General features: G+C 57.7%; 36 protein-coding genes, 1 tRNA gene and 1 pseudogene. 14 read left to right on the plus strand and 24 right to left on the minus strand.

What is annotated here, in order from left to right; genetic code table 11:
* Positions 1-322 precede the first annotated feature (322 nt).
* Positions 323-1,378: a virulence RhuM family protein gene (locus tag FGU65_RS12675; RefSeq protein WP_301664860.1), complete on the plus strand. Its 1,056-nt coding sequence runs from the start codon at positions 323-325 to the stop codon at positions 1,376-1,378.
* A gap of 196 nt (positions 1,379-1,574) precedes the next feature.
* On the opposite strand, the gene FGU65_RS12680 is transcribed toward FGU65_RS12675, so the two are convergent.
* From FGU65_RS12680 to FGU65_RS12700, 5 genes are all read right to left on the minus strand, one after another.
* A complete protein-coding gene (locus FGU65_RS12680; RefSeq protein WP_301664861.1) occupies positions 1,575-1,799 on the minus strand; it encodes a hypothetical protein in 225 nt (74 codons plus the stop codon).
* Entirely contained in the window at positions 1,777-2,232 is a 456-nt protein-coding gene (locus tag FGU65_RS12685; protein ID WP_301664862.1) for a PIN domain-containing protein, read from the minus strand. The genes FGU65_RS12680 and FGU65_RS12685 overlap by 23 nt, the downstream gene beginning before the upstream one ends.
* 214 nt (positions 2,233-2,446) lie before the next feature.
* The gene (locus FGU65_RS12690) at positions 2,447-2,896 is read right to left on the minus strand and encodes a hypothetical protein (protein WP_301664863.1); all 450 of its coding nucleotides are present in this window, start codon (positions 2,894-2,896) and stop codon (positions 2,447-2,449) included.
* A 569-nt stretch (positions 2,897-3,465) separates the two neighbouring features.
* On the minus strand, positions 3,466-3,771 hold the full coding sequence (locus FGU65_RS12695) for a hypothetical protein (protein WP_301664864.1): 306 nt from the start codon (positions 3,769-3,771) through the stop codon (positions 3,466-3,468).
* Complete coding sequence (locus FGU65_RS12700; protein ID WP_301664865.1) at positions 3,752-4,165, minus strand: hypothetical protein; 414 nt, start codon at positions 4,163-4,165, stop codon at positions 3,752-3,754. The genes FGU65_RS12695 and FGU65_RS12700 overlap by 20 nt, the downstream gene beginning before the upstream one ends.
* A 62-nt stretch (positions 4,166-4,227) precedes the next feature.
* Here FGU65_RS12700 and FGU65_RS12705 point away from each other — a divergent pair, with 62 nt between their 5' ends.
* The 4 genes and pseudogenes from FGU65_RS12705 (at position 4,228) to FGU65_RS12720 (ending at position 5,350) form a co-directional block, all read left to right on the plus strand.
* Positions 4,228-4,446 (plus strand): hypothetical protein, encoded by a 219-nt coding sequence (locus FGU65_RS12705; RefSeq protein ID WP_301664866.1) that lies wholly within the window; start codon positions 4,228-4,230, stop codon positions 4,444-4,446.
* Positions 4,446-4,718, plus strand: a complete 273-nt coding sequence (locus FGU65_RS12710; RefSeq protein ID WP_301664867.1) for a type II toxin-antitoxin system RelE family toxin — start codon at positions 4,446-4,448, stop codon at positions 4,716-4,718. Before FGU65_RS12705 ends, FGU65_RS12710 begins: the two co-directional genes overlap by 1 nt.
* 149 nt (positions 4,719-4,867) lie before the next feature.
* Positions 4,868-4,948 (plus strand): annotated as a pseudogene (locus FGU65_RS12715) (type II toxin-antitoxin system MqsA family antitoxin); the annotation flags it as partial.
* A 192-nt stretch (positions 4,949-5,140) separates the two neighbouring features.
* On the plus strand, positions 5,141-5,350 hold the full coding sequence (locus FGU65_RS12720) for a hypothetical protein (RefSeq protein WP_301664958.1): 210 nt from the start codon (positions 5,141-5,143) through the stop codon (positions 5,348-5,350).
* A 114-nt stretch (positions 5,351-5,464) separates the two neighbouring features.
* On the opposite strand, the gene FGU65_RS12725 is transcribed toward FGU65_RS12720, so the two are convergent.
* From FGU65_RS12725 to FGU65_RS12775, 11 genes are all read right to left on the minus strand, one after another.
* Entirely contained in the window at positions 5,465-5,782 is a 318-nt protein-coding gene (locus FGU65_RS12725; RefSeq protein WP_301664868.1) for a nucleotidyltransferase domain-containing protein, read from the minus strand.
* Positions 5,783-5,940: 158 nt separating this feature from the next.
* Positions 5,941-6,126, minus strand: coding sequence for a hypothetical protein (locus FGU65_RS12730; RefSeq protein WP_301664869.1), 186 nt, complete (start codon positions 6,124-6,126; stop codon positions 5,941-5,943).
* A 314-nt stretch (positions 6,127-6,440) separates the two neighbouring features.
* Positions 6,441-6,842 (minus strand): type II toxin-antitoxin system VapC family toxin, encoded by a 402-nt coding sequence (locus FGU65_RS12735; RefSeq protein ID WP_301664870.1) that lies wholly within the window; start codon positions 6,840-6,842, stop codon positions 6,441-6,443.
* A complete protein-coding gene (locus FGU65_RS12740) occupies positions 6,827-7,033 on the minus strand; it encodes a hypothetical protein (protein WP_301664871.1) in 207 nt (68 codons plus the stop codon). The genes FGU65_RS12735 and FGU65_RS12740 overlap by 16 nt, the downstream gene beginning before the upstream one ends.
* A gap of 225 nt (positions 7,034-7,258) precedes the next feature.
* Entirely contained in the window at positions 7,259-7,660 is a 402-nt protein-coding gene (locus FGU65_RS12745; RefSeq protein ID WP_301664872.1) for a PIN domain-containing protein, read from the minus strand.
* Positions 7,657-7,869, minus strand: coding sequence for an antitoxin VapB family protein (locus FGU65_RS12750; RefSeq protein WP_301664873.1), 213 nt, complete (start codon positions 7,867-7,869; stop codon positions 7,657-7,659). The genes FGU65_RS12745 and FGU65_RS12750 overlap by 4 nt, the downstream gene beginning before the upstream one ends.
* Positions 7,870-8,044: 175 nt before the next feature.
* Positions 8,045-9,430 (minus strand): ATP-binding protein, encoded by a 1,386-nt coding sequence (locus tag FGU65_RS12755; protein WP_301664874.1) that lies wholly within the window; start codon positions 9,428-9,430, stop codon positions 8,045-8,047.
* A gap of 306 nt (positions 9,431-9,736) precedes the next feature.
* Complete coding sequence (locus FGU65_RS12760; RefSeq protein ID WP_301664875.1) at positions 9,737-9,880, minus strand: type II toxin-antitoxin system RelE family toxin; 144 nt, start codon at positions 9,878-9,880, stop codon at positions 9,737-9,739.
* A 98-nt stretch (positions 9,881-9,978) separates the two neighbouring features.
* Positions 9,979-10,209 carry a DUF7557 family protein gene (locus FGU65_RS12765; RefSeq protein WP_301664876.1) on the minus strand — a complete coding sequence of 77 codons (231 nt, stop codon included), beginning with the start codon at positions 10,207-10,209 and terminating at the stop codon, positions 9,979-9,981.
* Between the two features lie 67 nt (positions 10,210-10,276).
* Positions 10,277-10,420 (minus strand): hypothetical protein, encoded by a 144-nt coding sequence (locus tag FGU65_RS12770; RefSeq protein ID WP_301664877.1) that lies wholly within the window; start codon positions 10,418-10,420, stop codon positions 10,277-10,279.
* Between the two features lie 25 nt (positions 10,421-10,445).
* Positions 10,446-10,610 carry a hypothetical protein gene (locus FGU65_RS12775; RefSeq protein ID WP_301664878.1) on the minus strand — a complete coding sequence of 55 codons (165 nt, stop codon included), beginning with the start codon at positions 10,608-10,610 and terminating at the stop codon, positions 10,446-10,448.
* A 127-nt stretch (positions 10,611-10,737) separates the two neighbouring features.
* On the opposite strand from FGU65_RS12775, the gene FGU65_RS12780 reads away from it, so the two are divergent.
* Together FGU65_RS12780 and FGU65_RS12785 are read left to right on the plus strand one after the other, a co-directional pair.
* A complete protein-coding gene (locus tag FGU65_RS12780) occupies positions 10,738-11,283 on the plus strand; it encodes a nucleotidyltransferase domain-containing protein (protein WP_301664879.1) in 546 nt (181 codons plus the stop codon).
* Positions 11,276-11,743, plus strand: a complete 468-nt coding sequence (locus tag FGU65_RS12785) for a HEPN domain-containing protein (RefSeq protein ID WP_301664880.1) — start codon at positions 11,276-11,278, stop codon at positions 11,741-11,743. Before FGU65_RS12780 ends, FGU65_RS12785 begins: the two co-directional genes overlap by 8 nt.
* Positions 11,744-11,802: 59 nt before the next feature.
* On the opposite strand, the gene FGU65_RS12790 is transcribed toward FGU65_RS12785, so the two are convergent.
* On the minus strand, positions 11,803-12,249 hold the full coding sequence (locus tag FGU65_RS12790; RefSeq protein ID WP_301664881.1) for a DUF7557 family protein: 447 nt from the start codon (positions 12,247-12,249) through the stop codon (positions 11,803-11,805).
* Between the two features lie 631 nt (positions 12,250-12,880).
* On the opposite strand from FGU65_RS12790, the gene FGU65_RS12795 reads away from it, so the two are divergent.
* A complete protein-coding gene (locus FGU65_RS12795) occupies positions 12,881-13,099 on the plus strand; it encodes a type II toxin-antitoxin system HicB family antitoxin (protein WP_301664882.1) in 219 nt (72 codons plus the stop codon).
* A 52-nt stretch (positions 13,100-13,151) separates the two neighbouring features.
* Here FGU65_RS12795 and FGU65_RS12800 read toward each other — a convergent pair whose 3' ends face one another.
* The 3 genes from FGU65_RS12800 to FGU65_RS12810 form a co-directional block, all read right to left on the minus strand.
* The gene (locus tag FGU65_RS12800; protein WP_301664883.1) at positions 13,152-13,481 is read right to left on the minus strand and encodes a HepT-like ribonuclease domain-containing protein; all 330 of its coding nucleotides are present in this window, start codon (positions 13,479-13,481) and stop codon (positions 13,152-13,154) included.
* Between the two features lie 29 nt (positions 13,482-13,510).
* On the minus strand, positions 13,511-13,831 hold the full coding sequence (locus FGU65_RS12805) for a nucleotidyltransferase family protein (RefSeq protein ID WP_301664884.1): 321 nt from the start codon (positions 13,829-13,831) through the stop codon (positions 13,511-13,513).
* A gap of 70 nt (positions 13,832-13,901) precedes the next feature.
* Positions 13,902-14,096, minus strand: coding sequence for an antitoxin VapB family protein (locus tag FGU65_RS12810; RefSeq protein ID WP_301664885.1), 195 nt, complete (start codon positions 14,094-14,096; stop codon positions 13,902-13,904).
* Positions 14,097-14,262: 166 nt separating this feature from the next.
* Between FGU65_RS12810 and FGU65_RS12815 the strand changes: the two genes are divergently transcribed.
* Together FGU65_RS12815 and FGU65_RS12820 are read left to right on the plus strand one after the other, a co-directional pair.
* Complete coding sequence (locus tag FGU65_RS12815) at positions 14,263-14,478, plus strand: DUF4258 domain-containing protein (protein WP_301664886.1); 216 nt, start codon at positions 14,263-14,265, stop codon at positions 14,476-14,478.
* 372 nt (positions 14,479-14,850) lie between these two features.
* Positions 14,851-15,060: a hypothetical protein gene (locus FGU65_RS12820; protein ID WP_301664887.1), complete on the plus strand. Its 210-nt coding sequence runs from the start codon at positions 14,851-14,853 to the stop codon at positions 15,058-15,060.
* Positions 15,061-15,174: 114 nt separating this feature from the next.
* Here the strand turns inward: FGU65_RS12820 and FGU65_RS12825 are convergent, their stop codons facing one another.
* Together FGU65_RS12825 and FGU65_RS12830 are read right to left on the minus strand one after the other, a co-directional pair.
* Positions 15,175-15,492 carry a nucleotidyltransferase domain-containing protein gene (locus FGU65_RS12825; protein WP_301664868.1) on the minus strand — a complete coding sequence of 106 codons (318 nt, stop codon included), beginning with the start codon at positions 15,490-15,492 and terminating at the stop codon, positions 15,175-15,177.
* A 158-nt stretch (positions 15,493-15,650) separates the two neighbouring features.
* Entirely contained in the window at positions 15,651-15,836 is a 186-nt protein-coding gene (locus tag FGU65_RS12830) for an antitoxin VapB family protein (protein ID WP_301664888.1), read from the minus strand.
* Between the two features lie 195 nt (positions 15,837-16,031).
* Between FGU65_RS12830 and FGU65_RS12835 the strand changes: the two genes are divergently transcribed.
* The 3 genes from FGU65_RS12835 (at position 16,032) to FGU65_RS12845 (ending at position 16,929) form a co-directional block, all read left to right on the plus strand.
* The gene (locus tag FGU65_RS12835) at positions 16,032-16,268 is read left to right on the plus strand and encodes a DUF7557 family protein (protein ID WP_301664889.1); all 237 of its coding nucleotides are present in this window, start codon (positions 16,032-16,034) and stop codon (positions 16,266-16,268) included.
* Complete coding sequence (locus FGU65_RS12840) at positions 16,265-16,537, plus strand: type II toxin-antitoxin system RelE family toxin (protein ID WP_301664890.1); 273 nt, start codon at positions 16,265-16,267, stop codon at positions 16,535-16,537. The genes FGU65_RS12835 and FGU65_RS12840 overlap by 4 nt, the downstream gene beginning before the upstream one ends.
* A gap of 113 nt (positions 16,538-16,650) precedes the next feature.
* Complete coding sequence (locus tag FGU65_RS12845; RefSeq protein ID WP_301664891.1) at positions 16,651-16,929, plus strand: UPF0175 family protein; 279 nt, start codon at positions 16,651-16,653, stop codon at positions 16,927-16,929.
* Between the two features lie 312 nt (positions 16,930-17,241).
* On the opposite strand, the gene FGU65_RS12850 is transcribed toward FGU65_RS12845, so the two are convergent.
* Positions 17,242-18,534 carry an ATP-binding protein gene (locus tag FGU65_RS12850; RefSeq protein WP_301664892.1) on the minus strand — a complete coding sequence of 431 codons (1,293 nt, stop codon included), beginning with the start codon at positions 18,532-18,534 and terminating at the stop codon, positions 17,242-17,244.
* An 18-nt stretch (positions 18,535-18,552) separates the two neighbouring features.
* The gene (locus tag FGU65_RS12855) at positions 18,553-19,746 is read right to left on the minus strand and encodes an RNA-guided endonuclease InsQ/TnpB family protein (RefSeq protein ID WP_301664893.1); all 1,194 of its coding nucleotides are present in this window, start codon (positions 19,744-19,746) and stop codon (positions 18,553-18,555) included.
* Between the two features lie 554 nt (positions 19,747-20,300).
* Between FGU65_RS12855 and FGU65_RS12860 the strand changes: the two genes are divergently transcribed.
* Positions 20,301-20,373, plus strand: a tRNA-Gln gene (locus tag FGU65_RS12860).
* Positions 20,374-20,693 lie beyond the last annotated feature (320 nt).

The raw sequence follows: 20,693 nt of genomic DNA on the forward strand, positions 1-20,693 counted from the left end.
TGGAGCGGGACGTACGGAGAAAGGCAATGATCAGAACACTGGGTGCAGGATTATTGGAGTCGGATCTGCAATGGAGTGGCTGAAAAAATGGTGCGTTTTGTCACTGCCTGACGGTGTGCTGTTTTGAACATAGTCAGTCCCCGTATTGTGCGGGGAAATGCCGGAAGATCGCAGGATGTACCGGGAAGAGTATATCTCTGCAGATGGTGGTACCTGTACCCATGGAAGCCGCGATCACGCTCCCCGAATCCCTACATCCAGCCATCACCGTGAGAGAGCCGACTCGGTGCCCGAAAGGGACGGGCGATGCGGAGCGGCCGGCATGAGCGAAGAGACGCCGGTGCCGGTCGAAGGGTCGTCCGAGTTCCTCCTCTATCAGACCGAGGGGGGTGAAACCCGCGTGCAGGTCCGCCTCTTCGAGGGGACGGTCTGGTTGACGCAGCGGTTGATCTCCGAACTGTACCAAAAGTCGGTCAAGACGATCAACGGGCATATCAAGAACATCTATGAGGAGGGCGAACTCGATCCCCGGGCAACTATCCGGAAATTCCGGATAGTTCAACAGGAGGGAGACCGCCGGGTCGAGCGGCTGGTGGACTTCTATAGTCTCGATATGATCCTCGCCGTGGGTTACCGGGTCCGGTCGCACCGGGGCACCCAGTTCCGGCAGTGGGCGACGAAGCAGCTGCGGGAGTACGTGGTGAAAGGTTTCGTTCTGGACGACGAACGTCTGAAAGAGGCCGGCGGGATCGGAGGCGACTACTTCGATGAACTTCTGGAGCGGATTCGCGATATCCGGGCGTCGGAGCGGCGGTTCTACCAGAAGATCACCGACATCTATGCGACGAGCATCGACTACGACCCGAAGCACCCGATGACGCTGGAGTTCTTCAAGACGGTGCAGAACAAGATGCACTGGGCAATTCATGGGCATACGGCAGCGGAGACGATATACCTCCGGGCCGATGCGGGCAAACCGCATATGGGGCTGACAACCTGGAAGGACGGGCCGAAGGGAGGGGTTCGGAAGACCGATGTGACGGTGGCGAAGAACTACCTGACCCAAGAGGAACTCTCGAATCTGAACCTGATTGTGAACCAGTACCTCGACTTCGCCGAATTTCAGGCCCGCCAGCGCCGGGAGATGAGAATGGAGGACTGGATCCGAAAGCTCGACGGGTTCTTGCAGCTGAATGACCGGAGCATCCTTGAGAATGCCGGGAAGATCTCGGCAGAGAAAGCACGGCAGAAGGCGCTGAAGGAGTTCGAGCACTACGAGGCGCAGCGTCGCATCAGAGAGGCGACCGAACCGACGAGCGACTTTGACCTGATGGTCGAAAATATCAGGTATCTCTCTGATGGAAAGGACGATACGTGAACTCTAGCACCTTCTCTGTCTGCTGCCGGAGCGTCGTGGGATGATTTCACACAGAGACCCGCCAGTTGATTGACAGGGAATGCCATCGGGTCGCCGTCTGCCGCCGTGGTGCCTGATCGGTAAGGAGAGTGGTACATCGCTCCTCTCCCGGTTGGTACATATTTTTACCATATGGTACAAAATGTGACTGTCCGGATCAGCGGTCAGGCTGCTCGGGCACGGCTTTTTTCTTCCGGTGCTCCCGGATTCCTGCAACGACCGTATCGAAGTCCTGCCCGGGCAGGGCTTTGCGCTCCTTTGTGTAATCGCCGCTGCCGTGGGAATAACTCTGGATGAACCGTATTGCATCTGCGGGTCCGAGACTCCGTACCAGCACCTGGAATCCCTGGATCCGGATCTCATTGAGCGTCTTTGTCTCCATATGTCACCTCCATGAGCCACTGTACAGGGTTATATATCGCGATAGGGATCTTATCCTCCAGCCTCTTAATAACTTTGACGAGGGAATCATCGGTTGTGAGCAGTACGGCACCGGCACTCTCGGCAGATGCCAGGTGCAAAGCATCGAACGTGTCGATGCCCAGCTCATGGAACAGACGGGCACGCTCCACGATCTTCGTATCGGTCATGACCCGCTCCCGTGCAAACTGCAGAAGACTCTCGACGGCTTTCATCTTTTCTTCTTCCACGATCCGGGCAATTTCGTAGTCGATAACCTCACTCCCCACTAACTCCCAGTCCGTTGCGCATCGATTGAGGATTGCGATCACGGCTTCAGCCTCCATCCTGATACGGTATGATGTTTGGTCATCGAACGGCCGGCACAGGCAGCAGACATCGAGATAGACTTTCATGGAAGCGACCGGATTCTCTATTGTCCCTCCCTCCCGATAAAGCCGACTCCTTTTCCATGGGACACGAGGGGTTTGATCCGGATCAGGGAGAAGCATACGGCTGTAGCCGAATGTTTCCGGAGATCCGCTGCCGAAAAAAGAGCCTCATCTTCCGTTCCCGGCGGCGATAGGTTCTTCCGGTCCGGCGCATGTGGATCTTTCCCGTGCGGTCGGCTCATCCCTGTTCCGCATGGAACAGAATGTGACCGTCCGGATCAGCGGTCAGGCTGCTCGGACACGGCTTTTTTCTTCCGGTGCTCCCGTATCGAAGTCCTGCCCGGGCAGGGCTTTGCGCTCGTGTGTGTAATCGCCGCTTCTCTGGGTATGCGTCTTCATTGCCATCTGCCATCTTCCGGTTCTGCATGCTAAAAGAGCGGCGCTCTGATGCGCACGCTCCCCGCCGAAGAGTGTCCGTCGTAGTCACGCCTGCCTCCTCGGAACGTGCGAGGAGTCCCTGCTCGCCCAGCCGGCAGTCCACCAGGTCGTCAAGCTGCTGCCGGGAGAGGTGGAGCTGCTCGGCCATGATGGCAAGCAGCCGGTCGTCGATCTCCTTCTTCCGACCCAGGTGCGAATGGGGGTGTCGCGGCTGGTATACCGGAAGGTCAGTCTTCTCTGTCCGACCCATTCAGCCGCCGGAGGCTTTCGCACGCGAGTGTCTTGTGGCGGGAGGGGCCTTCATATCGTTGCGTATGTATGCAGGGCGAGATACGTCTGAGGAAGTGCCTGCAACCCGGAAACGGGAATCCGCACCCGAATACAACGAGGCAGCGTGCGTGAGGTGCTCCGGAAGACATCTTTGGCGAACGTGTTTTCCCGGTGCGACAGGTATTAATTAATAGAGGTGTCTCTGATATGTTTCCATTGAAATTGCCGAAGGTTCGGTACCATTCCGGAAAATAGTCTTTTGCCGGTTTGTCGGCATGCAGGGCCTTGCTGCGCTGTGGAAACGAGAGGAGGGGATTTCTATGGCAAAACCACTGGAACTGACGGGAGATGATGCACGGCGTTTTCACCGGTATATGGAAACATACGAAGAACTGCCGCCGCGAGGACGGAAACTCATGGCGGACGCTGTGAAACTCGCCCGGCAAGAACCGTTGTGAGAATGTGCTTCCCGGAAAGGGTCCGGATACCCGGTCTGCCGGAACACCTTTTCCGGCAACCGTTTCTCACGGTGGCATGCGGCGCCGGCGGTCACGGCGATGAATCCCGCGTTCCCGGCCGTTCATCGTAGCGCTTCACCTGGTCGGTCATGGTGGCCGCCAGCGACCTGAACGCCTCCGGAGACATCCGTGCATCGATGACGAGCCGTTTTTGCACCTTCTCCGTCACGATGTCGCCGTTTTGGTCCGTGGTAAATTCAGGCTCCTCATAGGTGAGGATTACCTGACCGAAACGTGCATTGAGCGTGACAATCGCGCCGTCTACATGCACCGTCCGAAAGCCGGGATCTTTCGTAATCTCAAAGGCGGTTCTGCAATCATTCTCTTTTGCCGGCATGCTGGCCTTCCTCCTCTCTCCCGGCTTCGGAATACTCCCGCTCGCCGTAGAAGACGCTCCCGTTCGGAGAGGCGACCCCCCACGTTCCCTGCCACCCGGTTGTATCGCCCCTCCGGTTCGACGAGTCCGCAAACCTGCTCCGGCCGCTCCCGGTGCCGGTCGGCTCCGTCCCGGTGTACTGCAGCAGTTCCCCGGGGGGGGACAGCGTATCGCAGAGGGCCGAAAGAAGCCTCTTCTCGACGCCGGCGTTGATGACGTTCAGGGTTCCCTTTGCGGGCTCATCGTGAAGAGAAATCGTGACGCGGCCGACGATCTGGTTTCCCCCGGATAGTTCAGCAAGGAGAGAGACGGCATCAGTCGCGATTGGGCGGTCGTATACAGGGAGGAAAACCATCCGCATAGCAGCCTCTGATCCCATCGAAATACTTTTAATAGAGCAGACGGTGACTACTACTCATGACTCCGGCTGTCACCATCGATGAACTCTATCTTGAAATCAAAAAGATCCAGGAGACAATGGTCCGGCGGGAAGATCTCGACGCCCTCCTCGATACCGTTGAGATTCTCAGTAATCCCGAAACAATGGCGGCGATACAAAAGAGCGAAGAAGATATCGCTGCCGGACGATATCGGGAGATATCCTCAATAGACGACCTTCTCAGCGAGTTGTCCTGATGGAGTGGACGATCCGGAGGACCGATACTTTTGTTGAGAGCCTCGCGGAAGTCCGGGGCAACAGGGAAGTTATAGCCGAACTCGATAAGAAACTTCAACGCGTAAAGCAGGATCCGCTCAATACAGGCGGCTGGCTTTCAGGTGCACTGCACGGGAAAAAAGCAACCAGGATTGCAAAGCGCTACCGACTGATATTCCTTCCTGACGAAAGGGAACGAACGGTATACCTGATAGCAATCGATCACCGCCGGCACGTCTACAGGTTGCGGTGAACGAACGCCCGGTACGACACTCTTTTTTCCGGCACAAAGTTTCTCTCAGTCACCGTCTCTACCGGGGTACGGTTTCTCGTCCCCCGGCATAGCCCGCCCGACGTCCCGGCCTTCGTAATCCGATGCAGGTGCACTCGCAACCATAAAAAATGATTCCTGAAAAATGCAGCCTCTGCAAAGGTGCCCTGCACGAAGGAAAGACCGAATTTCTCGCGGCCGTACAGAACGAAGTCATTGTCGTGCGAGACGTCCCGGCATACCTCTGCGACCGGTGGGGTGAGGCATACGGCTGCGGCAGAGACGCACCGGTTGATCGACGCGATCATGGACGGGGTGCTATCTGCGCACCATCTGCTGCCGCCCGCTCGCCGCCGGCGAGATCACCCTTGCTGAATAGTGGGTATCTGCCCGGTACACGGCCGATGAGTGCGATCTTTCTCGAGCGGTCGGCTCATCCCTCTGCCGCGTGGAACACCCTGTGGCCGTCCGGATCAGCGGTCAGGCTGCTCGGGCACGGCTTTTTTCCTCCGGCGCTCTATGATCCCTGCAACGACCGTGTTGAAACCCTGCTCGAGCAGGGCTTTGCGCTCGTGTGTGTAATCGCCGCTCCCGTGGGAATTACCCTCGGATGAACCGTACTCGCGTCTGCGGGTCCGAGGCTCCTTACCAGCACCCGGAATCCCTGGATCCTGATCTCATTGAGCGTCTTTGTCTCCATAGGTCACCTCCATGAGCCACGGTCATCGTCAGACCGCCACCCCATCGGCTGCGACGTTCCTGAGAAACAAATCGTACCGGTGTGCCTGGAGATCGGCTCGTGATAGCACCTTGACCGAGAGGCGGTCTCCTGTCTCGACCAGCAGGTCGAAGGCGAGACCGGTGAGCAGTTCGCGGAGGTGAAGATCCTCCTCACGGCTGATCACCAGGATGTCGATATCGGAGTCCGGCCGGTCATCTCCCCGTGCCACCGATCCGAAGAGCAGAATCTCCTCGATTGCATCTCCGCATGCCTCCCGCGCCTTCGTCGCGAAGGTGCGGACTACCGGTCGAATAGTGGGTGTCATACAACGGAAGGGTATCGTTTCTCCTGATGAGTATCTGCGGAGTCTGTGCATAAAAAGGATCTGCCGACAGGGAACCGGGATTAGTACGAAGTCGTTTGGTGTGGAGAGCCCAGCACGGCTGAGTGGGATACTTCTGAACGCTGCCGGCTTGGCATGCGTCACAGCGGGATCTCCACGAGTTCTTCCGTTTCCTGGATCCGCTTGATATCCATTTCGAGCCGCCGCTTCTTGTCGTGCTCGATCGTCTCCTCTGTCGGTTCCGAAGGGGCTGCCTTGGCTCCCGTATCCGGGAGAGGGCAGCCGGGAACTTCATCTCTGACAATGGTGCGCTTCGGGGCATTCATGGAAGAGAGAGTCTGTGAACCGCCGACGGGAAAATGGTGCCGGCATATCGGGTGCTCTCCGCTGGCTTCATCTTCCGGCCACCGGACGGCTAAACTGATACTCCAGGACTCACGGGCGAACTTGATCCCCGGGCAACCATTCGGAAACACCGAATCGTTCAGCGGGAGGGAGACTGGCGGTCCTTTTCCAGATGATGAATGGCATCGGGATCGGATCTCTTTGCACGCTTCGCCCGGCAGCTGTTCGAGTCCATCTTTCGGGTTGACGACATCCCATCCGATGGGCTCCGCCATGTCGACGGAACTCCTGTTGGTTACGGTTCGCTGAACGGATTCAGGATCTCGAGCGTACAGATCCCGGTAAAATCGCGTTTGTTGCGAGTGACCAGCACGCAGTCGTGAACCAGAGCAGTGGCTGCGATGACGGCATCGGGGAGCTGTACCCCGCAGGTCCGGCGAAGATGAATGGCGCTGTCTGCAATCGTATCGGTCAGGGGGAACACTTCTGCAGGACGGGTGAATTCTTCAGCCCTTGCATAGCCCTCCGGGGTGTGCTTCTTCCATCCAAGGAATTCTATCTTTGTAATGATTGAGATATGAAACGAGGATCGGAGCATGGCCTCGATTTCATCCACCCTGCGCGGAGGAATGGCATCCGCAAGGTAATAGATGAGAATGTTTGTATCGAGGAGATAGCGCTTCATATCCTGTTCCATTCGTTTCGCAAATCCCGCGTCTCGCTCTCCAGATTGACCGGAAGGTCTTTGTAGATTCCCCGGTAGCGTGCAGGGTCGGGAATGCCGACCGGCGTATCCGCTCTTCCGGCGACGAGGTTCTCCCAGATGTCGATCGGTACAATTACACCCGTCCTGTTTCCTTCCGTATCATAAATGTACTGCACTCCCATGGATGCGCTCACCTGCATGTATGTGGGCACTCCGAGCCGATTAGTGTTGCTCCCGCAATGGACTCCTGATGTGCTGGAACGTGCGATCATTGGTGCCGGGGAATATCGTTTCTTCTCCAAGCCGCCGCTTTTCTGTGCTCGTTCGGATCTCCCCTCCGGTTCTGAGAGAGAGGCCACTCGCGTAGATCCTGCCTTCCCGGCAGGAACAGGTTCCTCGTGGCGGACCTACCTCTCCGTGCGCTCGTAGGTGCAGACCTCGAGATCCGCAACCTCTCCGATGACCAGAAAATCGGCATCGCGGGTGGCGATCGCACCGGCACCGTGCGCTCGTGCAATCCCGGCGATGAGAACGTCAAGGGCGTTGACCGGCGTGCCCCGGGCTGCAAGGCGTGCCGCGATGGAGCTCGATTCTTCGGCAGCACCGATCGTGTACTCGAGCACCGGGGTCTGTGCGAAGAAGTCCCTGAAGAACTCCTCCTCCTTTCGTGCGTGCGTCCGCTTGACGCCGGCCAGTATCTCGTGGCAGGTGATCGCCGTTGTCGCGTAGACCTCATCCCCGAGGCACGAACGCGTCCCGGGAACGCCGCGGAAGAAGTCGATGAGGAAGGAGGTGTCGAGGACGATCATACGCGGAACCGTGCAGTACGGCGGGTTGCTTCGGTGAAGGCTTCGATCTCATCGAGAGCGGTGCTCCCCGCGAGTGCCCCGAACCGCCGCTCAAGTCCTACGGAGCGTGACCGCAGCAGAAGATCGATGGCATCGGAGAAGCTCATATCCGGTTCCTTCATCCGCCGGAGGTTCTCGTAGGTCGAGTCGCGGATGGTGATGGTCTTCATGCATCAGTGTAGTGGCACACGAGTATATAGAGGTGGTGCTGTGGACCTCTCGCAGGCGAAGATGCGTGCGGCGAGGTATCGGGTCGTGGGTCTGCCTGGGCGAAGGCGGGCGGCACGACCCGGTGGTCTGCGGCTGCAATTCGCCGACGAGCGGCGATCCCGGTCCCCCGGCCTCCTATGGCAGAAGGCCGAGGTCGGTACAGTCCCAGACCCGATACCCCTCCTGCCTGAGCGCCTCTTTTCCGTCGACGCGTCGCGCCGCCAGCCCGAGGGTAACAGGCCCGGCGATGCCCCGGACCAGCGGCACCTTCTCGTGAAGGGCGTTGAGGATGCCCCGGGCGTCTCTCTTCGCAAGATCCCGGTTCTTGATCTCGACGGCGAGGGTGCCCCCGGCGCCGACGGCGAGCAGGTCGATCTCATCGCCGCGGCGGTTCCACCACGATCCGATCCGCTCGTACTCAGTGCCGAGTTCTTCGGAGAGCAGATTCCTGACCGCCTCTTCGAATGCGTGCCCGGCGAACGCCGGCCATTCGGAGAGCACTTTGGCGCAGAGGCGGTCGTAATGGCCGCTGGCATAGAGGCTTGTGTTGCGGTAGACGAACCGGCTGTAGAACCTGAAGAAGTTGTCTTTCAGGAAGTACCTTCCCATCTTGGAGCGGGACCTGCCTGCCTCGGTAACCGGGACCCGGTACTCGACGATCCCGAGAAGATCGATGAGATCGGCAAGGTACGCCGGAAGGGAGTTTGCGGCAACGTGTGCGGAGTCGGCGATCTCTTTTGGTGTCGACCTTCCTTCGGCGAGCGCGGCGAGGATCTCATAGTAGGTGGCATACTCTCTGCCGAACTCTTCTACGAGGACGTCGCTCATCTCCCGCCGAAGCGGAGCAAGATCGTTGAAGACCAGCCGGTCGAGCGCCTCGCGAAGGTTTCGGCACCCGAACTTCTCGAGGTATGCATAGTAGGAGATGGTTCCTCCGAAGAGCAGGGCGAGGTCGAGCCGGTCATGTGGGTCGCCGACGCCGAGGTCGGCGAGGATGGCAAGAGTGTCCCGTACGTGAAACGGTTGCAGGGTGACGATCGTATCCGCCCGCTTGAAGAGCGGCGCACCGCCTTCGAGGAAGATCTTCCGGATCATGCCGACCGATGACCCGGATATGACCAGGAAGAGGTTTGACTCTCTGCTGTAGAGATCCCAGAACCGCTGAAGCTCGGTGATGACGGACGGGTCGATCTTCTCGAACCGCTGGAACTCATCGAAGACGACGATGAGCGGGCGGTCAAAGGAGAAGAGAAACGAAAACAGCGTTTTCGGCGTGTCGAAGCGGACGTAGGCCGGGAGCTCGAGCATCTCCACAGTGTAGGTACAGAACTCCTCCATCAGGACGTCGAGGCTCTTGTTGCTGTCGACGAAGTAGTAGAGAGCCGTCCGGCCACGGATGAACTGTTTGATCAGCTCCGTCTTTCCTACCCGCCGTCTGCCGGTAACGACGAGAAAACTCGGGGCGGTCTTCTCGAGATGATCCATGAGGGCGAGTTCCTGCACCCGGTCGTAGAACTGCATAATCATTATGAATATAATCATTATAGATGTAATGAATTTCTGTTGCCTGAAGGGATGGATAGAATAGATTGTCTGCGAACCGCTGACGGAAAATTGTTGCTGATATATCGGTACTCTCCGGTGGCCGAAAGCGAAGCCACCGGATGGCACACAGAGGAGAGATTCCCGGGCGAGGAAATGTTCCCGTGTAGGACGAGCGCCGTCTCTCGAGGGTCCCACCGGGGGCCCGATACAAACCGTTCGTGTTCGTTCCGGTGCCGCTATGAAGGGGGCGCTCCCTGCGCACCATCTGCTGCCGGCTGCTCACTACTTCCTGTATGCCGTCCTTCGGCGGTCGACTTCGAACGCCAGAACAAGGAGTTTGTCGTCTTCGATAGAGAGGATTGCACGATACGTCCCGACACGAAAGGTGTACAGGATGCTCGGGGCGGCGACCTTCATCTTCTTCACGTACGCGTACGGGTCTTCTTTGATCTCGGAGAGCCCGCGGATGATGCGCCGCGCAGGTCACGGCGGGCTCGCGCCGAGTACGAGAGCGTGTACGTCATTCAGACGCAAAACTCCCGTGCAATCTCCTCTTCCGGGTAAACCCTGCCTGCCTTAATGTCCTCCAGAGCCTCCTCTATCCCCCGGATTGCCTCGTCGCTGAGCGGCTCGGTGTCGAGCGCCAGATCGAGAAGCCGGATGATGACATCGTTATACGATTCCTTTGCATAGCGTTTGAGCCCCTCCAGCCGTGCCTTCACATCGGGAGTGACCTGGATCGTCGTAACTGCCATAGAACTCTGTAGGTCGCTGTAGGTATTACGGTTTGTCCCGTATGGAAACCCGATGGCACTCGCCGGATCAGCGGTCAGGCTGTTCGGGCACGGCTTTTTTCTTCCGGTGCTCCCGGATTCCTAGAGCGACCGTATCGAAGTCCTGCCCGGGCAGGGCTTTGCGCTCCTTTGTGTAATCCCCGCTTCTCTGGGTATGCATCTTTGTTGCCATTTTTGTCATCTCCCGGTTCCGCGTGCTAAAGAAGTGGCGCTCTGATGCGCACGCTCCCATGCTCCATGCAGAAAGAGGTTGTCGTAGTCACGCCTGCCTCCTCGGAGCGTGCGAGGAGTCCCTGCTCGTCAAGCCGACAGTCCACCAGGTCGTCAAGCTGCTGCCGGGAGAGGTGGAGCTGCTCAGCCAATGTCGGCAATAGGGGCAGTATGTACCGGAAGTACCGGTGGAAGGCCGGTCGGTATCGGTGAGGGACTCCTGCATGATCGGCAGGAGTGGCGATGCCTTTTTCACACATCGGTACATATTTTTACCACGTGGAACAAAATATTACCATTCAGATCGTCGGGCTGCTCCTCAAAGGTGATTCGTATCCGCGCAGTCTTGCGAAAGATCTGGACGTTTCGCACCCGACTGTCCTGCGGAAACTCAAGGGCCTCCTCGACGAAAACGTCGTCGACTTCAGGGTCGAGGGGAAAAATACGGTGTACTTTCTGAAAAAGAGCATTGAAGCCCGGGTGTACGGGTACATGGCGGAGTGGTATTCGCTCGGAAAAACGATTGAGTCTGCTCCGCACCTGCGTTCCATTATCAGAGCGGTTCAGGAAGAGAAAGATGTTCCGCTTGCGATACTCTTCGGCAGTTATGCAAAAGGAACATACGGCCCCTCGAGCGACATCGACGTCTATCTCGAGACGACCGACCGTGAGGTGAAGCGCGACCTTGAACGAAGGCATAGCAGGCTCAGCGTAAAGATCGGTACCTGGGATCCTGAAAATCTGCTGATACGGGAGATCGTACAAAACCATGTTATTCTGAAGGGGGTTGAACGGTATTACGAAAAGACGCGATTTTTTGAGTAAACTCTATCGGGAGAGAAAGATCCGGATCGTCGATCCGAGTACCACGGTGCAGGAAGCCTACCGGAGCAAATCCGAAAGTTATCTCATCTCTGCAAAGATTCTGCTCGAAAACGGGAGGCTCGAAGAGACCGTCTCGATGGCATATTACAGCATGTACTACATGCTGCTCGCCCTCCTCTTCAGGACCGGCATCCAGTGTGAAAACCACACCGGAGCGATGATTCTCCTTGAGAGATTGTATGGGATCGACAACTCCCGGATCGCCGCCGCCAAGCGGGATCGTGTCGACAAGCAGTACTATGTCGATTTCGAGATAACTGCCGAGGACGTAACGGAATCAATCGAAGAAGCAGAGGTGTTCTGTGCAGAGCTGCTGAACTCTATGGAGCGGTTGCATCAGGGGGAGATCACGCGCCTTCGCCGGGAGGCACTCCGGCTCCTTGAAGGGCAGGGCGAGTGAAAGGGTCGGCGTGACATGCCCGGAGTTCTCCGGATGAAATCCTTTTTTCATGAGACGCTTTACGACGACGAAATTTTTTCGCGAATCCGCTGGCTCTCTCCGTCAAAGAGCGACAGGAATTTCCGGCGCAGCTGCAGGGCGCCCGCCGTCAGTTCGCTCTCGTCACGCTCCACGAAATCCTTCCAGTTCTCCTCGAACTCAGCAGTGATCGCCGCGAGGCCCTCCCGCAGGTCCGGAGCGACCGCGAGCAGGCGGTAGTCGTGGTTGTACAGGATGCAACTCCCGTCTTCGAGCTCGAGAAAAAGATCGATCGGGCTTGTCAGTTCGCGGATCTCACCGTGAATTCTGACGTAGATCAAAGGAATCCGGGCGGGGGGCTGCTGCTCGTGGGCATGGGAGATCAGCCGCCCGATAACGTCGCTGTAGGTCTCACGGGGATGCACCTTCAGGCGATTGAGCTGGTCTTTCACCTCGGTTGATATGTTGATCGACGACGTATCGGACATACTACTCCCTACTACTGCGGTGGTATATACCCGGATCGATTGGCGGCCACAGCGATAGCCGACTTGCCGTTTGGGTTAAGCAAACGTTATATATCATGAATCCGGGGCGAATATTGCCGAATTTCGACCCTCACAGAAGCCCGGAGACGGCCGATCTCGGGGTGAGCTATGGTAAGCATCCTTGAAAAATTACCCTGCCTCATATCGCCGCTATGGCCCTCGGATCCTGCCGTTGTACGGGAATCGGGGCGCAATGCTTCGCCCGTTTGCGGAGCCGGATTTTGGGATCCGAAATCGCCGCTAAAAACAGAAAAGAGCGCCGATTCGGGCTTATTTTTTGGCGGGACGGGGTGATCTCTTTCAAGGAGATGTTCCCTGGAAGTCGCCGGGTGCTGTCCGTCATCGCACGCTGTGATCGAATGATTCCGGCGAACCCGCCCTGCATACGGAGATCAACGGTGTTGGAGAAGTCACACCGGATCATTGCAGTCACCGAAGTTTCTCGCATATGAACGTCTGCAGAGTGGGGTTGCATGCTGTGGCGTATGTGACGGTGTATGTGCGTATGTCCCGGCCGCAATACTGTTGGCACGAAAGGTTAATACTTCTGAGAAGGGAGATTACACTACCCATGACCGTCTTTGGTGTTGTCATAGAAAAAGATGAAGATGGCTGGTATGCGTATATTCCTGCAGCTTTGGGGTGTTACGCACAGGGCGATACCTACGAGGAGGTTCTTTCCGCCGTTCGGGAAGTGCTTCTGCTGGTTCTGGAGGAACTCACCGCAACCGGACAGGAGATTCCGGAGGTCGACCAGATCAGCCTCACGACCGTTGACGTGACGGTGTAGTGTTCAATGGTCGCGATGCTCCAGGTAAACTGCGCCGCACAATCTCTGCTGGCTATGGCTCCGCTTTACCCGGTTGCCCGGTGTCGTCTCTGATAGTCCGGAGATCGGCCTTCAGCGGCGGGATCTGATTTTTGATGATGAACCAGACGGTTTCGAGATCGACACCGAAGTAGCGGTGGAGAACGACGTTCCGGAGACCGACGATCCTTTTCCAGGGCACGAGTGGGTAACGGGATCGGATCTCTTCCGGAATCTGCCCGCATGCTTCGCCCAGGATTTCGAGATTCCGAATAACGGCGTCTATGGTCTTCTGATCGCGGACGAATTCCTCTTGCGAAAATCCTTCCGTATACTCTTCGATGCGCTCGAGCGCCTCGAGCATATCGTCCAGAAAGAGGGAGGGACCCGCGTTTAGACATACGTGGCGTCCTCGCGGATCGACTGGAGCAGTTTCGGCCTTCGGGCGATACCGCCCTTCAGCACCAGGTCGACCGGAAGGCCGAGGAGCTGTTCGAGTTCGTCTTTCAGGTCGACGACGTCCCACCCGATGGGCTCCGCCAGGTCGACGAGGATATCCACGTCGCTTCCTGCAGTCTGTTCGTTCCTCGCGTATGATCCGAAGATGCCGATCTCCCGGACGTTGTAGCGCTCCCGCAGGTACGGCTTTGCCCGGCGAAGCGTATCCGCGATAGAGCGAATGTCCGGTGTCTGGAGAGTCCTTTCGGTTGACATGGCGTTTCCCTGGAGTTCGGGTGCCCGGTTCCCGCACCGCGGTTGATCTTCAATTGCGTGGTATCCATCATCATGGTTTCGTTCGTGAAACGAAGACTTCGATCTCATCGAGAGCGGTGCTCCCGGCGAGTGCCCCGAACCGCCGCTCAAGTCCGGCGGAGCGTGACCGTAGCAGAAGGTCGACGGCATCGGAGAAGCTCATATCCGGTTCCTTCATCCGCCGGAGATTCTCGTAGGTCGATTCCCGGATGGTGATGGTCTTCATGCATCAGTGTGTGGATACACGATTACATATACGTAGTGCCGTGGAACCCTCGCGAAGATTCGTGCGGCGAAGGATCGGGTCGTGAAACCGCCGGAACGGTCGGCTGCCGAAAGTCGCATTCGCCGAAGAATACTTCTGCCATGTCGACGTTTGCGTATATACCGACATGCCTGCGAACAAAAAGCGCATCGTAGAACTGGCAAGGGAGGACGCCGTTCTCATCTCCCGTCACGCCCGGATACGGATGTTTGAGAGAAACATCCGGACAGACGAGATCATTGCCGTCATTGCGGCCGGAACGATCATCGAGGAGTATTCCGACGATGAACCGTGCCCCTCGGTACTGATCCTTGGTTTTATTGGGGAGCAGGCGTATCAGTAGTGTGGTAGCTATTCTTGCGTGATCACGTGCGGGTGATCACCGCATATGTACCATCGGAAGAAAGATGGGCGGGTAACCGGATACGGAGAGAGCAAAAATGATTCCTGAAAAATGCAGTCTCTGCAAGGGTGCCCTGCATGAAGGAAAGGACCTGAGTTTCTCGCGGCCGTGCAGAACGAGGTCATTGTCGTCCGTGGCGTCCCGATGTCACATCTGCGACCGGTGCGGCGAGGCATACGGCTGCGGCAGCGACCTCCCGGAAGATCGACGCGATCATGGACGGGGTGCATCGCGGTACCATCTGCTGCCGCCCGCTCGCCGCCGGCGAGATCACGCTTGCCGAATAGCGCGTGCCTGCCCGGCACACGGCCGATGAGTGCGATCTTTCCCGGGCGGTCGGCAGATCCCTCTGCCGCATGGAACACCAGGTGGCCGTCCGGATCAGCGGTCAGGCTGCTCGGGCACGGCTTTTTTCCTCCGGCGCTCTATGATCCCTGCAACGACCGTGTTGAAACCCTGCTCGAGCAGGGCTTTGCGCTCGTGTGTGTAATCGCCGCTCCCGTGGGAATTACCCTCGGATGAACCGTACTCGCGTCTGCGGGTCCGAGGCTCCTTACCAGCACCCGGAATCCCTGGATCCTGATCTCATTGAGCGTCTTTGTCTCCATAGGTCACCTCCATGAGCCACGGTCATCGTCAGACCGCCACCCCATCGGCTGCGACGTTCCTGAGAAACAAATCGTACCGGTGTGCCTGGAGATCGGCTCGTGATAGCACCTTGACCGAGAGGCGGTCTCCTGTCTCGACCAGCAGGTCGAAGGCGAGACCGGTGAGCAGTTCGCGGAGGTGAAGATCCTCCTCACGGCTGATCACCAGGATGTCGATATCGGAGTCCGGCCGGTCATCTCCCCGTGCCACCGATCCGAAGAGCAGAATCTCCTCGATTGCATCTCCGCATGCCTCCCGCGCCTTCGTCGCGAAGGTGCGGACTACCGGTCGAATAGTGGGTGTCATACAACGGAAGGGTATCGTTTCTCCTGATGAGTATCTGCGGAGTCTGTGCATAAAAAGGATCTGCCGACAGGGAACCGGGATTAGTACGAAGTCGTTTGGTGTGGAGAGCCCAGCACGGCTGAGTGGGATACTTCTGAACGCTGCCGGCTTGGCATGCGTCACAGCGGGATCTCCACGAGTTTTTCCGTTTCCTGGATCCGCTTGATATCTTCCCCGAGCCGCCGCTTTTTTTCGTGCTCGATCATCTCCTCTATCAGTTCCGAGAAGGTCATCCCCGGCTCTCGCATATGGGAGAGGGCGGCCCAGACCTCTTCCCTGACAATAATGCACTTTGTGGCATTCATGGGATAGAGAGTCTACGGACCGCTGACGGAAAAATATTGCTGATATCTCAGGCAATCTTTGGCGGCTTCGCCTTTTGGCCACCGGGCGGTGAAACGAGGAGATACTCCCGGATGAGGGAAGGTTCCCCGTCCCTTGAGGGGCCCACTGGAGATCTGATGCAAATCCTTATTAGGTAAACTGCGGTATACTTGAGTGTGTCCTCTACAACGACGATCAAGATCGCAACCGATCTCCGCGATCGGCTTAATGCACTGAAGGTCCATCCGCGTGAGACCTACAGCGAGGTGATCGGCCGCCTGGTGGAGAACAGCGTCGACGACGAACCGCTGAGCGACGAGACGATCCGGGCTCTCGAAGCATCGCTTGAGGACCTCAAAGCGGGCCGCATCTTCACGCTGGACGAAGTCATGGCGGAGCTCCGCGAAGAATGACCTGGCGTGTCGTATTCACGGCGACGGCACGCCACGCGCTGAAACGTATTCCGCGGCCTGTCGCGTTCACGATCGGGGAAGAACTTGCATCGCTTGCCGGGGAGCCCGATCCGAAAAAATTCGTGAAGAGACTGCAGGGGTCGCAGAATCCGCCGTTCTACTCACTCCGGGTCGGCGACTACCGGGCAATCCTCTCCATCGTCGATGACCTGGTGATCATCCACGTAGTCGACGTAGGGCACCGGAGCAGTGTGTATCGGAAGTACTGATGTTCCTTGACACATGCGGGGTTTCTTCGTCCCGGCATGATCGGTGAGGACGGGGAGGAAGCATTCCGAAACCATCGGAAGAGTATATACCCATGCAGATGGTACTACCTCCTGTGGTTGTACCCATGGAAGCCACGATCACGCTCCCGGAGTCCCTGCTCTCGGTCATCAACGTGAGAAAGCCGGATCTCGATCGTTTCATCCGTCGGGTTCTGGCGGTCGGATTGTATCGGGAAGGGCGGCTGTCGCTTGGCAAGGCGGCAGAGGTCGCCGGGGCACGCAATACGTGGGAGATGATCCTGCTCCTGGATGAGAAAGGAGTACCGGTGGATTACTCAGGCGAAGATGCGGAAGCAGATCTCGAAACGCTCCGAAAACACCTGGGACGCTGAAACCGGGGGATTTTTCCAAAGCGGGCACCTCTGATTGCTCCGGCAAAAATCCGGAAGTTCGATCTGCGAACAGCTGTGTCGGTACTGTTTCCCGCAGGTGTCTCTGACACGGCGGTCACCGGGGTGCGTTTCGTTTCTTCGGTTGCTCGTTGCATTGGTTCACCTGATCCGTCATGGGGTGGCGGTGACGTGAGCGCTTCCGGAGACCTCTGTGCATCTCGAGGGGGGCGAGCCCGGCCACCGGGTACCTGTCCGGAAATTCCGGATAGTTGGGAGGGTGAATGGCCGGGAAAAGGAGCTGATACGAGCGAATCATTCCTGCACGTTCGATCTGCCGTCGAGCCAGGTATAGACCGGCACGACGTGAATTGCCCTGCCGCCGATAACCACGTCTTCGGACTCGGCCTCTGTGATGATGATGCCCTCGGCGAGGCCGTACGCATCCATCGCCTCGCAGAGCCCGCGGATCTCCCTCTTTCTGGTGCCGGGATCCCCGAGGGACTGCGTTACCTGAATTGCCAGGGCGATCGTCCGCCCCGATTTAACGAGGAAATCACACTCGTATCTGTCCTTGTGGTAGTAGATGGCGTCGTATTGCTTTTTCAGCGTGATGAAGACGAGATTCTCGAGCAGTTTTCCCCGGTTCTCTGAAAATGTAAAGGCAACGGCGTTTATAAGACCCGTATCGATGGCGTAGATCTTCTTTGGGTTTGCGAGCTGTTTCTTCACCGAAGAGTCGTATTTCATCAGGGTGTACAGGAGATACGCATTCTCGGCATACTCGATGTACTCCCGTACGGTCTCGGTTGCGATATGAAGGGCGCCGGCAATCCGATGATACGAGAGCGCGTTCCCTGCGTTCGAGATCAGGTAATAGAGGAGGTCTACGAGATCGCTGTTGTTCCGCAGCCGGTTCGGGAAGATGATATCCTTCAGATAGATCGTCTCATAGTAGCTTTTAAGGATCTGCCTCTTCAGATCGGCATCTGGTTCGAGGGCCACACGGGGAAACCCCCCGTAGTGCAGGTACGCGGCGAACTGCTGCCTCTTCTCGACGAGGGTCGGGTTCGTCATGCCCTGGAACCGAAGATACTCGGGGAACGAGAGGGGATAGATGGTGCAGGAGAAATACCGACCGGAGAGGCGGGTGCTGAGCTCGTGCCGGAGCAGCGAGGAGACTGAACCGGTCAGAATGCATTTGACGTTGCTCTTTGTGTCGTGGAATGTCTTGACGGCAGACGCCCAGTGTGTATAATTCTGGACCTCGTCGATGCAGAGATAGAGCCGCTCAAGGCCGGCATGGCGAGCGAGGTAGTCTTCGACGATGCCGCCGAGCAGCGCGGGATCGTCTGCCATGGAGATGAAGAGCGGTTCATCCAGATTGATGGAGAGGATGGCCTCCTTTGGGACGCCCCTCTTCAGGAGAAAACGAATGATCTGGTACACGAGCGTGGATTTTCCGGTCCTTCGTGCACCGGCGAGAAGCAGAATCTCTCTCGCATCCAGGTAGCGTACAATTTCGGGGAATTGTGACAGGCGTTCGACGCCGGTCTCAAACCCTCTCGAGAACCACCAGGGATTTTGGCTTTCGAGAGCGATCTGCACCTTGTCAACTACCCACGACTAAAGTCGCGGGCATGGTGCCGTAATTGGCTCCATGCTCTTTACAGGCTTGCGATTCAACCTCTCCCCGGGACGGGAGCAGACCGCAATAGGCCGGTTGACGGCGGCCCTTACCGCGATGTTCTTCGCGGCATTGAGATCGGCGTTTTCGGCGTGTCCGCACTGCAGGCACCGGAACGTGGCCTGATCCGACCGATTGCCGGGATCAGTATGCCCGCAGACACTGCACTGCTGGCTGGTATACGAGCCGTTGATCACCTTCAGCAGAACACCAAGTTTTCTGGCCTTGTATGCGATGAAGGTTCTCAGCTGGAAAAACGCCCACGTATGATGTCGTTCGCGGTTTTGCTTGGTAACCGTTGTCCGCTGGAGAATGCCCGTCAGGTCTTCCAGGGCAACTCCTCGCTTCGTGCCTTCTGCCGCACGAACGACTTGCTTGCTGATGACGTGGTTCACGTCCGTCTTAAACCGGCGTTCTCTGCCGGAGATCTTCCGCAGTTTCTCCTTGGCGTCCTTCGTGCCCTTCTGTTGCAGGGCGGCACGAAGGTTTCCATACCGCTTCCGCACCCTCTCGGTGGCTGCACTGGAGTAGACCGTCCCGTCGCTGGTCGTGGCGATGGTGACCACGCCGAGATCGACCCCGAGATACTCGGCCGGTTCAGGGATCTCGCGATCAGGGGATTTGACGGTCGCGTAGAGCCAGAATGCCCCATCCCTGTAGACGAGATCGGTCTGCTTGACCGCCGCTACCGGGGGGAAGTAGTCGGGTCTCGCGTACCGGAGTTTGATCCTGCCGTCCAGCGTCCAGATGCTCGCCCTGTTCTTCCCAAGGGAGAGCACCCGGGCATCGTAGCAAATAGCACCGTGCTCACAGAACGAGATCTCGGAGAGTACCTGCAGGGGTTTGCCAAGAGCCCTCAGGATCTTGTTCTTCGCCTTGATCGCCTCAATGGTGCTCCGGTAACTGCCGGCAACCTTGCGGATGGCAAGCTGCGCCATCTGGGCGGAAAGCCCGAACTGCTCTCTGACCGTGGAGTACATCCGCTTCTGCAAGCCGATGGTGGAGAACTGCTTTTCAAAAAAGGCAACCGGCGACACGAAGGCGCAGGCAGCGTTGTACCGCTCCATGGTGGCAAACAACTTCTTCCGGTCTTCAGGAGAAGCATACAGCCGCAACTTCGTCACCGATTGCATACGTATTCCTATTCGCTGCGATCGGCATAAAGCACAGCCGTGCACTGAGAAAGTGTTTTTACCCGTTGGCCTGTGGCCGATTCCTCCCACGGCTAAAGTCGCGGGGCTCCTCGGCCACGGTGATCCTGATCCATCTGTAGAGTGTAGTCGACAATTTGGTATGTAATTGTGGATTATGCTCGACAAAATCTCCGGGCGCTACAAGGGCGGGAGATGTCGGAAGTACTGGTCTTCTGTGGTCTGAGAGGAGCCCGTCGTTCCGGTATCGGGAAATGTGTCGACTGTAGTCGACGATTTTCCTGACAACTGTCGACTACGTTCGACGGAATTTCCGGACAGGCGCACCGACGCTCGGGGGAGGGAGAGGCGCCGTTCCATCAGGTATGCGGGCTCTTCGGGTCGGTCCGGCAAAGACTCTCGCTGCAGAACCGGTGATGCCGGGATCGCCCGCGCCTGACGAAGAGTCCCGGTGCCTTCAGGGGAGAGAATCCTTAATGCTCTTCCACGACCAAATGATATAGCCGCAGAGATCCGACCGGCATCGTATTTCAGGCACCCCCGTAGTGTAGTGGTCAATCATGCAGGACTTTGGATCCGGCGACGGCGGTTCGAATCCGCCCGGGGGTATCAGGGCAGAATGGTCAGCACCTGCGGCAAAGCGGATCGCTCTTTTGCAGTCGTAGGCGGCTGAGAACGCTATCTCCGACGATGCCGGGTGCCCGAAGGTGTGTGCTCCGCGACCGCGAGCCCGGATCTCGCCGGGAGACCGGTCCTGACGGCGCCGGGATGGTTTCTTTCCTTGCGGCATATGTCTCCGGCTCGGAAAATCCCTCAAAAGGGCAGTTTGAGGAACGATCCTTTTCCACATCGGCGTTTTTGAGAAACGGATGCCCCGCTATCGGTGCAAAAGAGAAACGTTTTTCACGGGGCGGGGGCAATACACAGCC

Origin of the sequence: Methanoculleus frigidifontis (assembly GCF_030464345.1) — an archaeon.
Lineage (GTDB): Archaea > Halobacteriota > Methanomicrobia > Methanomicrobiales > Methanoculleaceae > Methanoculleus_A > Methanoculleus_A frigidifontis.